The sequence below is a fragment of the Rheinheimera muenzenbergensis genome (genome assembly GCF_036984005.1).
GTDB lineage: Bacteria > Pseudomonadota > Gammaproteobacteria > Enterobacterales > Alteromonadaceae > Alishewanella > Alishewanella muenzenbergensis.
The window spans coordinates 80,778-97,140 of record NZ_JALAAR010000003.1 but is presented as its reverse complement, the minus strand read 5'-3'; the positions used below and the strand labels follow the sequence as shown (position 1 = coordinate 97,140).

Here is a 16,363-nt window from a genome sequence, read left to right as displayed (position 1 = left end):
GATAGCACTGGGACAAGAGGATGAGATTTTGCGCTCAGTGGCGGGCGCAGCAACAGCTGCTTACCGGTTGCAACATTTGGTTACAACCGGTACAGCCTGGTTATTAGCCGCCGCCGAGTTTGTTCAGCAGTTTATCTTTTAGCTTATCTTTGGCCTGATCTTTAACATCAGCCAGTTTGGCATTAAGCATGTTTTCTATATTGCCGCTGATATCGGCAACTTCACCTTCTTGCTGGTTTAACAGCGCGGCCCAATCCTGCTGGCCGGCCAGGCCGTTTTGTAGCGGGCTGTCCAGTTTTGCCTGCAGTTCAGCTTGGTAAGCGGCGATTTTTTGTTTAGCTTCGCCCAGCAGTGCATCGCCCAGCAGTTTATCTAACGAGGAGCGGATACTCACGTCCGGCGCGCTGATGACACCGGTAGTGGCAATATTAAACGGAATTTGCTGTTGCTGGTTTAATAAACTGGCCAGCTGCTGCAGGTATTTATTGCCACTGCTGTTAAAGTTTGCCGCCTTTAACACTACCGTAGCTTGCTGTTCAATCTGATTATCGGTCAGCTTGAGCTTGCCAGCTGAGCTGATAAGGCCGGCCGCCAGATCAAGCGCACTGTCGCCGTTACCCAGCGTCGTCGGTTGCAGCTGAAGGCCATCCAGCTGCCAGTTCAGCTTGGTGACCATTTGCTCTAAAATGGCAAAGTCGCCGCTTAGGTTAAATGCTGCCAACTGCGGCAGCTGTTTTACATCCAGCGAGAACGTCGTCGGGCGGTTTATCAGCTTATGTTGTGCAGTAATATCCTGCAGCGCAATAGTGGCTTCGCCGCCACCCAGCAGCCAATTTATCCGCGCCTGCTTAACCCAAAAATCGGGGTAAGGCTGGCCCGGTAGCGGTAAAATACGATTAGGTAAGATCACATCGGGCTGCGCCGGGCTGTCGCTGCTGCTCTGTGGCAGTTGCTCGGGCAAATAGGGTTTCGCCAGTAAATACAGGCTTTGTAGCTGAGCAATACGCTGGCCCCATAAGTCGCCAAGTAAAATCTGGCTGATACCGGCCAGGCCACCGTCGCTTAAGTTTGCCAGTTGTTGCACCTTGGTATAGTCTGCGGCACTGGCGGCTTTCAGCTCTGCTACCGCTTGTTGCAGCTTATCTTTACTTTGGGTCAGTTGCTGTTTTACCAGCTGCAGTTTGGCCTTCTCAGCGTTCAACTTGTCTTTTAGTTGCTGCAATTGCTGCGCTTTAGCGGCTAAATCGGCGGCGTTGCTTATTTTGCTGTCAGTCAGCGCTTTAATGTCGGCCTGATACTGCGCCAAAGTATCTTTATTTGGCAGTTGCTGCTTAAGGCTTTGTAGTTGTTGCTGTTCGGCGGCGGCTAACTGTTGTAAGGCGTCGGCTTTGGCAGGCGTTTGCAACTTCGCCCGGGCAATCAGTTCATCGGCATCGGGTAAATCGACCTGCAACAGTTTGGCGATATCAACTTTTTCTGCGTCAGCGCCGGGTTGGCGGTATACGGCACCTTCGCTAAGACGCTCTGCGCCATATTGCAAGCCATCTACGCTGAGCTCGTCAATAACATAATAACCCAGCAACGCCGGCCATACTTGCAGCGCAGCGCGGGCATGGCCGAAACTAAAACTGTTGTGCGTCGGGGTTGCGGCATCGGTTATTTGCAGGTTATTTATCCGCAGCGCCAGCGGGGCCAGCTCTAACGATACCTTACTGATATTAACCTCAGCCCCTACGGCTTTTTCCAGGTTGTACACCATCGCCAGCCGTATCGCCGGGCCGGCTAACAGATAAACCAGTGCCAGCAAAACGGCAATAGCAACGCTAAACACTAACCAGCCAGATTTACGGATCCCAATTTCACGGCTCATATCGCGCTCCTTAATTCAGTTTTTCATACAGCGCATACAGCTTGCTGGCTTTTAGCATTTGCATGACTTTCCATTGTTCCAGTGTGTTCATGATACGGCTGCGGTATTGTTGCACCAGCACCTTAGCCAGCCAGGAAACGGGTAACAGTAACAGCGCGCCCAGCACGAAGGCACCCAGCGTTAGCGTATGGTGTAAATGCAACAGTTGCAGCGTTTCGGTGTTGGCTAGCAGTGCCAGCAAGCTGTCGTTTTGTGCATACTGCCAGGTTAGCCGCTCCAGTGGCGTAGCAAGTAAAAGCATTAAGCCTTCGGTTAAGCCCCACACCAGTAAAAATACCGACAGATTAATGGTAAGCAGGCATACCAGCAGTAGCAGCAACAGGGTTAACAGGCCAAATGGCAATATGCCAATAAATAAACCCAGTGCCAGGGCCCAGCCAATCTGCCAGGGGGAGGCTTGGGAATTTAATACTTTCAGAATTTTAGCCAGCAGGGTCAGCATAAAGCCTCCGGTAAACAGGGGGGACAATGTCGATTAACAACAGTGTTATATAAGGTAACAGTGTCATGGCGTTTTGTCAGGGCTAAAACAGTGCCCTTGTGCTGAAAAATAAGCTGTTGAAAAAAAAAGGCGCTGTAATTAGCGCCTTTGTTAAGCCGTGAGTTTGCTGCTGTTAGGCCAGGGCTAAAAAGCCAAAAAACGCCAGCACGGCAGCCATAAAGGCGTACGGGAACTGGGTTAGCGCATGGCTCATCAGGTTACAGCCCGAGCCTTGTGCTGCCAGTACCGTCGAGTCGCTATAGAAGCACGCCTGGCTACCGAACGAGCTGGCCGATAACAGTGCGCCAATCACCAGTGGAATATTCGCTTCAACCGCAAAGGCCAGTGGCATTACTATAGGAATAGACACGGCAAAAATGCCCCAGGACGAACCGGTAGCAAAAGCCAGCACCGCCATCGAGAAAAACACCAGCGCCGGCAACAGCTGTGCGCTCATATAGGGTGCCAGATTATCGATAATATACTGCGGTAAACCCAGTTGATCGCAGACATCTTTAAACACAAAGGCAGCAATAACAGTGCAGATAGCCGGTAGCATGGTTTTAAAACCATGGATCATCTGGTCCATCATTTCAGAGATAGTCATTAAGCGCTGCAGCAAATAGAGCGGTAGCGTAATAAGGAACGTCATCAACAGGCCTTTCCAGACGTCAATGTCAAACCAGATAGTAAAACCAACCAGCATGATCATCGGCAGCAGGAAGTTATGCAGCTTGCCGCCACTCTTGTCAGACTGCTCAAATTCCTCTTCAAACGACTGCACGGCAAAATCGTCCGCTGAATGGGTGTCCTGCGCTGTGGTGGCCGAGTTAGGGGCATCCGCTGCGGCTATAGTGGCTTGTTGCGCTGCCAGTTCAGCTTTTTTCATTGGGCCGAATAAAGGCACAATGCCCAAAATGACCAGAATAACCATGATCATCGCCAGCCAGGCATACAGCATATAGGGAATGGCAGAGATATAGGTTTGAATACCGCTGGCATCGCCGGCCGGTGCCACATCATTGGCGACTAACAGACCACCGAAGAACACTGCCCAGGTAGAAATTGGAATAAGCACGCAGATTGGTGCTGCGGTTGAGTCCACCACATAGGCCAGCATTTCACGCGATACTTTATATTTATCGGTAATACGCTTCATGGTTTCGCCCACTGTTAGCGCATTTAAATAGTCATCAACAAAGATCACTATGCCTAAAAAGCAGGTCATCAGCAGCGAAGATTTACGGCCCTTAGCCACATTTTGCGCCGCCCGGCCAAACGCAAAGGCACCGCCGGTATGCACCAGCAAGGCGATTAACGAGCCAAAGCCACCACACACCAGTATCAGCCAGCCGATGGTTTCATCCTGCATAACCCGTAACGAGGTTTCAGCCATATTGGTAAGAGCACCGGCAGGTGACAGCAACAGCAAACCGGCAATAGCACCCATTACCAGCGCTAAAATTGGCCGTTTTAACCAGATAGCGATGGCCAATACGACGATAGGCGGAATTAAGCTAATAGCAGAAGGGGTAATAGCGGCCGCTTCGGCCGCCGCTGCAACAGGTTCGGTGAGACTCTCAACCAGGGTATCTGCTGACATCATTTATTATTCTCTATAAAAAAATCCGGCTGGCCGGACAAAAGTTAAGTGAACCGTTGCAGCAGATAACCCAACCCAACGGAGCGGTTCCTTGCATTTATCAGCCGCTGCTGCGCTTAAAACTGAAGCACTAAACACCAGACTTTACTGCATAAATACGCAGTGCAAGCGTATAGTCAGGCAGTTGCCGAAATACCGCGCAATCATAGCAAAAAATAGTTTTTCTACAAATGGAATCTTTGTGCTGCGCCCAAGCCGTGCTGCGGCTGGCGGCCCTTTGCCGGGATAAAAAAACCGGGCTGTTTAGCCCGGTTTTTAATACTACTTATCTGGTTAAAGCGCGGCTATCTCCGCCTGCTGCGCCTGCAGTTTGGCGACGGCCTGCTCCAGTTCAGCTTGCTTGGCACGCTCTTTTTCCAGCACCGCTTCAGGGGCCTTAGCTACAAAGCCTTCGTTGCTAAGCTTGCCTGTTACACGCGCCAGTTCCTGCTGGGTTTTTTCCAGCTGTTTGGCAATGCGGCTTAGCTCGGCGTCTTTGTCGATTAAACCCGCCATCGGGATCAGTAAATCCATGCTGCCAATTAACTGGGCGGCACAGGTTGGCGCCTGCTCATCAGCGGCCAGCACGGTAATGCTGTCCAGCTTGGCCAGGTTCATCAAAAAGCTTTCGTTGTCGCTTAAGCGGCGCTGCTCGTCGCTGTTTACATTGCGTAGCAGTATGCTCAGCGGTTTGCTTGGTGCTATGTTCATTTCGCCGCGGACGTTACGAATGGCGGTGATCACCGCTTTTAACCATTCAAGATCGGCAGTGGCAGTGTCGTCAATCAGGCTGTCATCTGTTTGCGGGTAAGCTTGCAGCATAATGCTGTCAGCTTCGATCTGCGCCAGCGGTTTTACCGATTGCCAGATGGTTTCGGTAATAAACGGCATGATCGGATGCATTAAACGCAGCAGGCTTTCCAGCACGGTTACCAGAGTATGACGGGTAGCACGTTGCTGGGCGTCATTACCTTTAAATAACACCGGTTTGGTCAGTTCTAGATACCAGTCACAGAACTGGTTCCAGGTAAATTCGTACAAGGCGGCAGCGGCTAAATCAAAACGGTAGGTATCGAAGTAGTGCCGTACTTGCTTAACCGTGTGTTGGTACTGTGCCAGTATCCACTTATCGGCCAGCGATAACTGCATGTCGCCGCCATTAAAGCCGCAATCTTGCTGTTCAGTGTTCATCAGCACATAACGGCTGGCGTTCCACAGTTTATTACAGAAGTTACGGTAACCCTCTAAACGCTTCATATCCCAATTGATATCACGGCCGGTAGACGCCAGGGCGGCCAGGGTAAAGCGCAATGCATCGGTACCACTGGCGGTAATGCCTTCCGGGAATTGTTTGCGGGTACGCTCAGCAATTTTCTCTGCATCTTTGGGTTGCATCATATTGCTGGTGCGTTTGCTTAGCAACTCGTCCAGTGTTATGCCGTCAATCATATCCAGCGGGTCTATAACATTACCCTTGGATTTAGACATCTTGTCGCCGTTTTCATCGCGGATCAGGCCGGTGACATAAACGGTTTTAAAAGGTACCTGCGGCTTGCCGTCTTTATCTTTAATAAAGTGCATTGTCATCATGATCATCCGGGCTACCCAGAAGAAAATAATGTCAAAACCGGTTACCAGTGCATCTGTCGGGTGGAAGGTGCGCAGCTCTGGCGTGTCTTGCGGCCAGCCTAAGGTTGAAAAGGTCCACAATGCTGAGCTGAACCAGGTGTCCAGTACGTCGTTATCACGGCTTAAACTGACAGTGTCAGCCAGCTGGTGTTTAGCGCGTACTTCGGCTTCGCTGCGGCCAACATACACTTTACCGTCGGCATCATACCAAGCCGGAATACGGTGGCCCCACCATAACTGGCGCGATATACACCAGTCCTGAATATCGCGCATCCAGCTGTAGTACATGTTTTCGTACTGCTTGGGCACAAATTCGATCTGGCCGCTTTCTACTGCTTCTACTGCTGTTTTCGCCAGCGGCGCAACGCGCACATACCATTGGTCTGTCAGCAAGGGCTCTATTACCACGCCACTGCGGTCACCATAGGGCAGGGTGTTGTTGTGAACTTCCACCTTATCTAATAAACCGGCCGCGTCGAAGGCGGCAACGATGGCTTTACGCGCCGCGTAGCGGTCCAGGCCCTGATATTCAGCTGGTATGGCTGCGCTCACGGCAGTATTGGCTTCGCCGTTAGTGAAGAAACATTCACCTTCTGTGCGGATGGTGGCATCGGGCGTCATAATGTTGATCATCGGCAATTGCTGACGTTTACCGACTTCGTAGTCGTTAAAGTCGTGTGCCGGGGTAATTTTGACGCAGCCGGTGCCTTTTTCCATATCGGCGTGGTCATCGGCCACAATTGGAATACGGCGGTTGACCAACGGCAGCAGTATTTCTTTGCCAATTAATGCCTGATAGCGCTCATCTTTCGGGTTAACGGCCACGCCGGTATCGCCAAGCATGGTTTCCGGCCGGGTGGTGGCCACAACCAGATAATTTTTACCCTCTGCGGTAACGGCACCGTCGGCCAGCGGATAACGCAAATGCCACATCTGGCCTTTTTGTTCTTTGTTTTCTACTTCCAGATCAGAAATAGCCGTGTGTAGTTTAGGGTCCCAGTTAACCAGACGCTTACCGCGGTAGATCAGGTCGTCCTCGTACAAACGGACAAACACTTCCTGTACGGCGTCAGACAAGCCTTCGTCCATGGTAAAGCGCTCTCGCTGCCAATCTACCGAGTTACCCAAGCGGCGCATTTGCGCACTGATATTGCCGCCGGACTCAGCTTTCCACTGCCAGACTTTTTCAATAAAAGCATCACGGCCCAGCGCATGGCGCACGGGTTGGCCTTCAGCAGCCAGTTTACGCTCTACTACCATCTGGGTGGCGATACCCGCGTGGTCCGTACCTGCCTGCCACAGGGTGTTTTTGCCCTGCATCCGTTGATAACGGATCAAGGCATCCATAATGGTTTGCTGAAAGGCATGGCCCATATGCAGGCTGCCGGTGACATTTGGCGGTGGGATCATAATGCAGTAGCTGCCCTGGCTGGTGTTGCCGCTGGGTTTAAAATAGCCTTTGCTGTCCCAGGCCTGATACATGGCCTGCTCTATTGCGGTAGGGTTAAACGTTTTTTCCATGATAGTACCTGTAGCTCAGCTGGCAGTAACGGTTTGTGGGTTAATGCCTAACTGACGATATTGCTTAAAACGGTCCCGCGCCTGGGCTTTTTCAGTCTCGGCAGCGGGAACAAATTCGATAACCTGGGCAAACCGGCTGACAAAAGCCGGTACTTCACAGGAAAGGTTAATCAGCACAGCGCGGTTTTGCCGCGGTGCTTGCCAGCTTATCTCGACCGGCGCGCCATATTTCGGGCCTTCACCGCTTAAGTTATGTGGCACAAAACGCCCGGCATCAAACTGCCAAAGCAGTTCGTCAAAGGCTTCTGCCTGCTGTTGGCCGGCAGTATAAACGAAAACCCGTTGCTTGGCGCGGTACAAGTCGGCACAGAGGCGGCAGGCTAAAGCAAAATGAGCTGGCACAGTGCTCAGCTCATCTTGTTGGCTTTCATTTAGCAGATAGAAGCTAACTTGCATCAATGATCCTGTTGTTGGCCAACCCGGTTAATTAAAAACTGGGTTAACAGCGGCACTGGCCGGCCAGTAGAGCCTTTGTCTTTACCACCACTGCGCCAGGCGGTACCGGCAATATCCAGGTGCGCCCAGTTGTATTTGCGGGTAAAGCGGGACAAGAAACAGGCAGCGGTAATAGTACCGGCAGCACGGCCACCTAAGTTGCTGAAATCAGCAAAGGGGCTTTCCAGTTGATCCTGATAATCATCCCACAGCGGCAGGCGCCAGGCGCGATCGCCGCTTTGCTCAGAGGCATTAAGTATTTCGTGTGCCAGTGGGTTGTGGTTGCTCAGTAAGCCGGTAGCGTGTTTACCCAGCGCTACCACACAGGCTCCGGTTAACGTGGCGACATCTATTACCAGCTCGGGGTCAAAGCGCTCTACATAGGTTAGCGCATCGCATAACACTAAGCGGCCTTCAGCGTCGGTATTAAGTACTTCCACCGTCTGGCCAGACATCGTGGTTAAAATGTCACCCGGCCGGTAGGCATTGGCATCGGGCATGTTTTCCGCCGCCGCTAACACGCCTATCACGTTAATCGGCAGGTTTAAATGTACCAGCGCATGCATGGTGCCAAATACAGAGGCGGCGCCGCACATGTCGTATTTCATTTCATCCATACCATCGCCTGGCTTTAAGCTGATGCCGCCAGAGTCGAACGTCAGGCCTTTACCCACCAGCACCACGGGCGCGCTGTCGTTACCGGCGCCGTTATAGCGGATCACGGCCATACGTGGGCCATTTACCGAGCCACGGCCCACGGCCAGATAAGAGTTCATCGCCAGCTTGGCCATGTCGTCCGGCGTTAGCACTTCTACCGCGATTTTTGCGCTGCTTTCGGCCAGCAACTGGGCTTGTTCAGCCAGGTATTGCGGCGTACAGATATTCGGTGGCAAATTACCGACGTCTTTACACTGTTTAACACCGGCGGCGATGGCTAAGCCATGCTCTACCGCTTTTTCGCCGATGGTTAAATCACGCCGTGTTGGTACATTAAACACAATTTTGCGCAGCGGCCGGCGGGTTTCGTCTTTTTTGCTTTTTAAACGGTCAAACACATACAGGCTGTCCTGCGTGGTTTCTACTGCGTGGCGTACTTTCCAGTAGGTATCACGGCCTTTTACGTGCAATTCAGATAAAAAGCATACCGCTTCCATTGAGCCGGTTTCATTCAGGGTGCTGATGGTTTTAGCAATAATTTGCCGGTACTGGCGTTCATCCAGTTCTCGCTCTTTACCACAACCGACCAATAGTACACGTTCGCTTAATACGTTAGGCACATGGTGCAGCAGCAACATCTGGCCGGGTTTGCCTTCCAGATCACCACGGCGCAGCAGATTGCTGATATAACCTTCGCTGATTTTATCCAGTTGCTCGGCAACAGCGGAAAGACGACGTGGCTCGTACACACCAACAACAATGCATGCGCTGCGTTGTTTTTCCGGACTTCCGCTTTTTACGCTGAACTCCATACTAACTCCTGATTCTAATAGACTGTGCTAACATAACGGGCACATTATTGGCAGAATTCTACCGTGAAATTATAAAAAAGCTCGGTTTTCTCTGCTGTTTGGTCGATAATAATTGCTATAAATATCAAGTTTACTGAAAAATCGCCAGGGTTCCAGCAAAAAGGCAGGTTTTTAGGGGGCGTGTTGATTATTTTTCGTTACCTGTTAGCTGAGGTATTTAAATCTCAGCTGGCGGTATTTATCATTCTGATGACCATCATTATCAGCCAGCGCTTTGTAAAAATTCTGGCCGATGCCTCTGAAGGCGAAGTGCCGGGTCAGCTGGTTATGAGCATAGTGGCGCTTAAGTTGCCGCAACTTGCCGTTATTATACTGCCACTCAGTGCCTTTATTGGTATTTTGGTGGCTTACGGCCGGGTATATGCCGACAGCGAAATGACGGTACTGCATGCAACCGGCGTAAGTGAATGGTATGTCACGCGCATCACACTGATGCTGTCACTGCTGCTGGCTATTGCGGCCGGTAGCGTAACCCTGTATTTAAGCCCCTGGGCAACAGAGCGCGAATATCAGGTGCTGGAGAAAGCCGATGCCAGTGCCGGTTTAATGTCGGTGGTGCCGGGGCGTTTTCAGCATACCTCCAATGAAAAAGCGGTAATTTTTGTGCATGACGTAGGCCGTGGCAATGAAGCCGGCCGTTTAAATAAGGTGTTTGTGGCTCAAACCAGTGGTAGCGGCAGCGAGGCTAATACCGCAGTGGTTTATGCGCAAGGCGGTATAGTGCGCGAAGATGCCAGCGGGGCGCAAAGCCTGCAGTTGGATCAGGGCCGCCGCTATGCCGGAGATGTCAGCTCGCCGGCATTTGAAATCACTGAGTTTGAACAATATCAAATCCAGATCCGTGAGCAGGAAGTCGAGCAGCGCCGGCGTAAGCTCGGTAGCGTGCCAACCCATGAATTGATGCTGCTGGACAGCAATGAAGCCGTAGCCGAGTGGCACTGGCGTATTGCTATCCCGTTGTCTATTCCGCTGTTAACGCTGATAGCTGTACCACTAAGCCGGGTTAATCCGCGCCAGGGTAAATTTGGCCGCCTGTTGCCGGCCTTGTTGCTGTATCTGGGTTACTATTCGCTGTTAATTATTGCCCGTTCCGCACTGGAAGACGGTAAAATTCCGGCCCAGTGGGGCATGTGGTGGCTGCATGGCAGCGCCTTGTTATTAGGTTGCATGTTGATTATGCGTAACAGACGCAGCGCCAACCGATTGCATGCCTGGCTGGCAGGCAGAGACTAGCATGTTAAAAATTATTGATGTCTATATCGGCAAAACCATACTAAGCACCTCGATGCTGACTTTAAGCGTGTTGCTGGTGATCTCGGCGATGTTTAAGTTTATTGATCAGATGCGTTCGGTCGGCCGTGGCTACTACGATATGGTGCACGCTGCCTTGTTTACGCTTTACAGCGTACCTGGTGATTTAGTCACCTTCTTTCCGATGGCGGCGCTGATAGGGGGCCTGATAGGCCTGGGTATGCTGGCCAGCAGCAGCGAACTGGTCGTGATGCAGGCGGCAGGCTTATCCAGGCTGAACATAATCAGCTCAGTAATGAAAACCGCGCTGGTAATGATGCTGCTAATGATGGCAGTGGCTGAGTGGGGCGCACCGGTAAGTGATAAAGCCGCCCGTGAGCTGCGCACTAAAGCCATATCTGACGGTAGTTTGTTTGCTGCCCAGCAAGGCGTATGGGCTAAAGACGGCGATCGCTTTGTCAATATCCGCAAGGTAGACGATTTTGGTAATTTAACTGATCTGGTGATCTATCAGTTTGACGATCAGCTGCAGCTGCAATCGGTGTTAAGTGCTGACACCGCAATATACAGTGGCGGTGCCTGGCAGTTGCAGCAGGTTACCCAGCTTAACTTCACGCTGGAACGGATTGGTAAACAACAGTGGCCGCAATTGCGCTGGGCCTCGTCATTGACGCCGGATAAACTTGGCGTCGTCACCATCAAACCCGAAATGCTGTCGCTGCGCGGCTTAACCGACTATGTCGATTATCTGCAGCAAAATGCCCAGGATACCAGCCGTTATCAGCTGGCGTTCTGGCGCAAAGCGCTGCAGCCGGTCACTATTATTGCCATGTTACTGATGGCGCTGTCGTTTATATTCGGCCCGTTGCGTAGTGTTACCATGGCCGCCAGGGTGCTAATGGGTATTTTAACCGGCTTTGGTTTCTACATGGCCAATGAAGTATTCGGCCCTATGGCGCTGGTGTATCAGTTGCCGCCACTGGCTGGCGCCTTATTACCCAGCCTGCTGTTTATTGGCTTATCCGCCTACTTTATGCGCAAAAAAGTGTAAGGCAGCTACTGCGCTGCCTTATGTAAATTAAGCTGCCGGCTTTGCTCTTTAGTGAGTACCACAACCTGAGTGCCGCTTAGCTGGTCTTGCAGTGCCAGGCCTTTGCCCCAACGCAGCCACAGCCACAGGTTGCCAATTCCAAGCAGCGCCGTTACTGCGCGCAGCAACGCCTGTTTAACGCTTACCGGAGTATTATCCTGGCTAACCAGCAGCATACGCCAGGCGCGCATGCCCAGGGTTTGCCCACCTTTGCACCAGAAGTACAGATAAAACCAAAAAAAGCAGCCAGCAGAATACAGCTGAAACCAGATCTTATGCTGGCTAACCACATCGGCATAGTCGGTGTAACCGGCCAGTGAAATCAGCCCCAGCTGGCTTAGCAAAGCAATAGCCGCCATAGCCAACCCCATCGCCAGCATCCACAGTGCCGCCAAAATTAACCAGTCGTACATCAGTGCCGCCAAACGGCGTATCAGGCCCGCGCGGGGTGCATCAGCAAACATAAACAAATCCAGCTAGTAAAAACCGCGCAAGTGTAGCATGCAGCCTGGTTTTTTCGAAGCTGCTGTAATTTTGCGCCACTAAAAGCCAATAAATTGTTTCCTGTGCATTCCTGGAAGACTAGGTTAACTGATGAGCAGCGATTCTGCAGTGGCCACTCAATGTATTATTCCCATGCAATCCCCGATCTGAAATCACTCGCCGATGGCTTAGTTATTTATGAGATTTTCATTAGCATCATACTTTTTCGTACTAATTCGTTCTCCCAGGTCATCATAATCAACCGTCATGCGAAAGTAGCCATAGGCTGGGTCTATTACCTTCTCCCCTTTTTTATTGAAAGAGGAGATCACAGTTGCTTCTCCCCAGGCATTATGAATATAACGAACCTCATGAACTCCAGAATTATTGTTAACGGCTTGTCCTTTGGCATCGTAATATCGTTCAATGAATCCATGAACAGCGCCTGATTCCTGATCGCGCCAGTCCATTTCGTATGCCCACCTGGCATAACCATGGCCGCCTATATCATAGAAAGGTTTGCGGTTAACCAACTTACCTTCGGTGTCAAGAAACCACCACCCTAACTCATTGCCATACTGATCAAAATCAAATACTACTTCGGCGTACCCCGCCGCTTTATGCAGCTCCTTTTTATGAGTTTCTGGATGAATATGGGTAATGCTGTACAACAAACCTAAGCTATCGAGCTTGATCAAAGTGGTTTCAAAGGGAAAATACTCAGTTAATATCTGACGTTCTCCATTCTTCTTAAATTGTTGTTGAATAAAAGACGATTCATCAATTTTTTCAAAGGAAAATTCATAGGTGCCTAATCCAGTTTCAATGCGCTTATTGGTGCTGTCATAAAGAAATAATTTTGTTTTATTGCCCTGACTGTCTAACTGAAATTCCTCTTTGTGGATCTGGCCCCCCTTATAATAATGACGCTGCAGCACACTTTTTTCGCCCTTTGTATCGAAGTAGGTCCGCACTAATTTCTCAGGTGAATAGTTGTACTTCACTTTGTGGGTACCAAAATATGCATTGTTACTTGGGTTGGGCCCCCGGAAAAATGAAATCTCAACAATACGCTGCTGCTCATCATAAGCCACTGTGTAATGAGGCATTTCAGAAGCCTTTTCTGCCGAAATACGGCCCATCGGCATATACTCGATGTACGGCGATATAATGCCGGGCAACTTAGCGAAAGTTGCCATAGAATTTTGCTGCGGCACTGGCTGCAGTAGGACCGGATTATCCGCATAACAGATGGCCGCCGACAAAGCTGCCACGATAACCAATACTGCTATAAATATATTTTTTATATACAAAAACATTTAATCGTCCCCCTTAATTCTCTGTAGCAGCCCAGGTACAACTGGCTGACTACTTTTAATATGTGATCTTGTGTGACCTTGCCTGGTTGTGACTAAAGGAACCTTCTTTGGGACCAGCGTGGCGAACCTTCGCAGGCAACTACAGCTTTTTTCCGTCAGTGCCAAACTTATTGATGCCAGTTCTCTGCCCCTTTTGATCATAATCAAATCGAATGACCGCCGCTTTGTCGTATTGGCTCATCACGGGTTGACCGGCAAGATCCAGGAAATGCAGTTCGGTCAGGAAACCGCCTGCATCGTAAAAATAGCGAATTTGGCTATAACCATCAGGGTGCAAAGTGGGTGCTCCTGCTTGGTCGACAAAGGACTGAGAAGTTAAATTTAAACCTTGTTTATCCCACACATAAACAATTTTGGCGTACTTCGAGTTGCCATTGACTGGTTTTTTTTCGGAATCGTATAACGAGAACTCAATGATGTTGCCGTATACATCGTTTTTAATTTCCATCTGTGCCGAACCTGACCAATGCATCGCAGGGCCGCCGGCTTTATCAAAAAATGAGATTTTTTTCGCCCCACCAGGCAGATTTTCCTGAATTTCACCGGCCGTATTGGATGGACCTATCGCCGGTAGTCCCTTGTCGTCATAAATTTCCCAATGGGAAAATAGTCCCTCAGCATTATAAAAATAGGCGTATTGCGATGCGCCGGATTTGGAAGCCAACAGTTTTAGATCCGCATCAAGATTTTGCATCAGTCGCAAATGGCCTTCACTGTCATACACCAGTCGGATACGCTGAAATTCAAAACCGGGTCGATGGACTTTTAACTCAGCCGTTTGAGAAAAGCGTTCTTCAATAACACTGCCGTCGAATTGATGTTGCCAACGGTAATAGGCGATCCCCCAACTATTCTCAACGGGTTTTCCGGTACGGTCGAGAAATTCCATTTTAAGATAACGACCTCGATGGTCTTTATGATAAATTTTTTGCCACACCTGGCCCCAACCCGTCACCTGATTGCCGGATTGATTGTAAAATTCATGCACTTCCCTTTGGTCCTGATACCGTATTTTGGTGTGCACTGCATGCACGTACATTGCATCAAAGAAGTGGCCTAAGGTCTTAAATTTGGTGCCTTGCCGCGTTTGAATATCGACTATGCGGTTTTGTTCATCATACCCAACCTGTATATGAACACGCTTTAGCGCGTCTTCTTTGGTTAGCGGTGTTGCAAATTTATAGGGTTGAACCGGCGACTCCCAAAACGGAAACTCTGCAAAATAAGCGGTACGATAAATGTCACTCCGAGCATGTAAAGAAACGAACATTAAAAAAAACAGTAAGAAACGCATAAGGAATTACCCCATATAATATTGGTTTAAGTTACAGCTGCTGTTACGCGATCAGACGACTGAAATGGCAACGGGAAGCGACAACAATACGGATTCAAAAGGGGTAGAACGTCCTAAAATGTCATTTTGTACGTCCATTTACACGATATCGGACTCGCCCATACCTAAGTCTGACTTGAAATCCTCACCAGTGATGGAATAGTCTTCATACCATAATGTAGATACACTAGGCCCGGTGCTAAATATCTTAATTCGCTCGGGTCAACAACAGAACATCAAACCAAATGCAGCTCATCATTCCCGGCTTACAAGCCATGATTGCCTTCCAGTGTATGCTTTTCGCGCTTTACCTGATCCATGATCGGAAACTGGCGGTCATGGCAAACCGTATTAACCTTGCGCTGCTGTTGGTATTGGCCACACATATGATATTCAACCTGGTGAATCAGCAACTGATGCCCGGACGGTTGCCTGAGTTAACATTTGGCTTTGGTATGTTTTACGGCCCCTTGATTTTTTTATATGTGCGCTCACTTATTTATAAAGACTTTGTCTGGAACGCTTTGCACTGGGCGCATTTCCTGCCAGGGATCATGTTATGGTTGGTGCCGTTTTGGAAGCAGCCATCCACTCTATTTTGTGCATCTTTGATTTTTTCGACGATGGGCGTTTATCTGGCACTTTCGTATTTTAGCCTTTGGCGTTTCCAGCGCGTGGTGCTCCACACGCAATCTGCAACAGAAAGCATCGCGATGAAATGGGTCAGTAAAGTCTTGTTACTCAATGCGTCATGCCTGCTGTTTAATATTGTTAGCTTAAACCGGAATGCCATAACAAATGTGGGACACTATTCAATCGGAAGTAGTGATATGTTAGGTGAGTGGGCTGAGATAAGTATATTTTTGACCCTGCTGATCATGGTTAACGCCTTCATATTTAAAGGCTTGTTACAACCTACACTATTTGCAGGAATTACACTGGAAGATGAAGCTATCACCCAACAGATCATTAGTGTGCCGCCCATCGCTGAAATTGACAGCGAACGTCAACAGCAAATCAAGCAGGCGCTATTGTCCCATATGATGCTGAATAAGCCCTTTCTGGAACCATTGTTTAGCCTACAAAGTCTGGGCAGACAATTAGGTGAACCTCCACGTTATATATCGCAAGTGATTAACGGGCATTTGCAGATGAATTTTTCCGATTTTGTGAATAGTTACCGCATAAACGAAGTGAAACATTACCTGCAGGATCCACTCGAGAGCAGAACTATTCTGGATATTATTTATGCGTGCGGGTTTAGCACAAAATCGAATTTTAATCGTGCCTTTAAATTACATGAAGGGATCACACCCAGTGAATATCGTCGCTCACAGCATCAGATAAGCGCCAGCGTTGACTAACATACGCTTAGCCTACGACTGTAAGGGAAATTTCCATTGACGACTTTCCTCCGACACTGCATCGAGAATGAACTATTTTTGCATAAACACAGCATTTAGCGCTACTGACAAAACATCACCAAGACCAGACTGGCTGGGATCATTTCTTACCTGCAACACGATCTCAAACCCTTCGTCGCTATCCGCGACATTTTTTCCCACTTAGTAAACCAGCCTCAGTAGATATACAACCATCA

At 49.6% G+C, this 16,363-nt stretch carries 12 protein-coding genes; 3 read left to right on the top strand and 9 right to left on the bottom strand.

Going from position 1 to position 16,363, the window contains the following annotated elements; genetic code table 11:
- Nucleotides 1-103: 103 nt before the first annotated feature.
- From MN202_RS04500 to pepA, 6 genes are all read right to left on the bottom strand, one after another.
- The gene (locus tag MN202_RS04500) at nucleotides 104-1,870 is read right to left on the bottom strand and encodes a TIGR03545 family protein (RefSeq protein ID WP_335734897.1); all 1,767 of its coding nucleotides are present in this window, start codon (nucleotides 1,868-1,870) and stop codon (nucleotides 104-106) included.
- A gap of 10 nt (nucleotides 1,871-1,880) precedes the next feature.
- Complete coding sequence (locus MN202_RS04495) at nucleotides 1,881-2,372, bottom strand: TIGR03546 family protein (protein WP_335734896.1); 492 nt, start codon at nucleotides 2,370-2,372, stop codon at nucleotides 1,881-1,883.
- Nucleotides 2,373-2,544: 172 nt separating this feature from the next.
- Entirely contained in the window at nucleotides 2,545-4,017 is a 1,473-nt protein-coding gene (locus MN202_RS04490) for a Na+/H+ antiporter NhaC family protein (RefSeq protein WP_335734895.1), read from the bottom strand.
- Between the two features lie 330 nt (nucleotides 4,018-4,347).
- Nucleotides 4,348-7,203 (bottom strand): valine--tRNA ligase, encoded by a 2,856-nt coding sequence (locus MN202_RS04485; protein ID WP_335734894.1) that lies wholly within the window; start codon nucleotides 7,201-7,203, stop codon nucleotides 4,348-4,350.
- A gap of 15 nt (nucleotides 7,204-7,218) precedes the next feature.
- A complete protein-coding gene (locus MN202_RS04480) occupies nucleotides 7,219-7,659 on the bottom strand; it encodes a DNA polymerase III subunit chi (RefSeq protein ID WP_335734893.1) in 441 nt (146 codons plus the stop codon).
- Nucleotides 7,659-9,167: a leucyl aminopeptidase gene (gene pepA / locus MN202_RS04475; protein WP_335734892.1), complete on the bottom strand. Its 1,509-nt coding sequence runs from the start codon at nucleotides 9,165-9,167 to the stop codon at nucleotides 7,659-7,661. Before pepA ends, MN202_RS04480 begins: the two co-directional genes overlap by 1 nt.
- A 180-nt stretch (nucleotides 9,168-9,347) precedes the next feature.
- Between pepA and lptF the strand changes: the two genes are divergently transcribed.
- Complete coding sequence (gene lptF, locus MN202_RS04470; RefSeq protein ID WP_335734891.1) at nucleotides 9,348-10,460, top strand: LPS export ABC transporter permease LptF; 1,113 nt, start codon at nucleotides 9,348-9,350, stop codon at nucleotides 10,458-10,460.
- Between the two features lies 1 nt (nucleotide 10,461).
- Nucleotides 10,462-11,529, top strand: coding sequence for an LPS export ABC transporter permease LptG (gene lptG / locus MN202_RS04465; protein ID WP_335734890.1), 1,068 nt, complete (start codon nucleotides 10,462-10,464; stop codon nucleotides 11,527-11,529).
- 5 nt (nucleotides 11,530-11,534) lie between these two features.
- On the opposite strand, the gene MN202_RS04460 is transcribed toward lptG, so the two are convergent.
- From MN202_RS04460 to MN202_RS04450, 3 genes are all read right to left on the bottom strand, one after another.
- Complete coding sequence (locus MN202_RS04460) at nucleotides 11,535-12,032, bottom strand: RDD family protein (RefSeq protein WP_335734889.1); 498 nt, start codon at nucleotides 12,030-12,032, stop codon at nucleotides 11,535-11,537.
- Between the two features lie 207 nt (nucleotides 12,033-12,239).
- Nucleotides 12,240-13,370 (bottom strand): hypothetical protein, encoded by a 1,131-nt coding sequence (locus MN202_RS04455; RefSeq protein ID WP_335734888.1) that lies wholly within the window; start codon nucleotides 13,368-13,370, stop codon nucleotides 12,240-12,242.
- Between the two features lie 139 nt (nucleotides 13,371-13,509).
- Nucleotides 13,510-14,724, bottom strand: coding sequence for a hypothetical protein (locus MN202_RS04450; protein ID WP_335734887.1), 1,215 nt, complete (start codon nucleotides 14,722-14,724; stop codon nucleotides 13,510-13,512).
- A gap of 284 nt (nucleotides 14,725-15,008) precedes the next feature.
- On the opposite strand from MN202_RS04450, the gene MN202_RS04445 reads away from it, so the two are divergent.
- The gene (locus MN202_RS04445; protein ID WP_335734886.1) at nucleotides 15,009-16,127 is read left to right on the top strand and encodes a helix-turn-helix domain-containing protein; all 1,119 of its coding nucleotides are present in this window, start codon (nucleotides 15,009-15,011) and stop codon (nucleotides 16,125-16,127) included.
- Nucleotides 16,128-16,363: the final 236 nt, after the last annotated feature.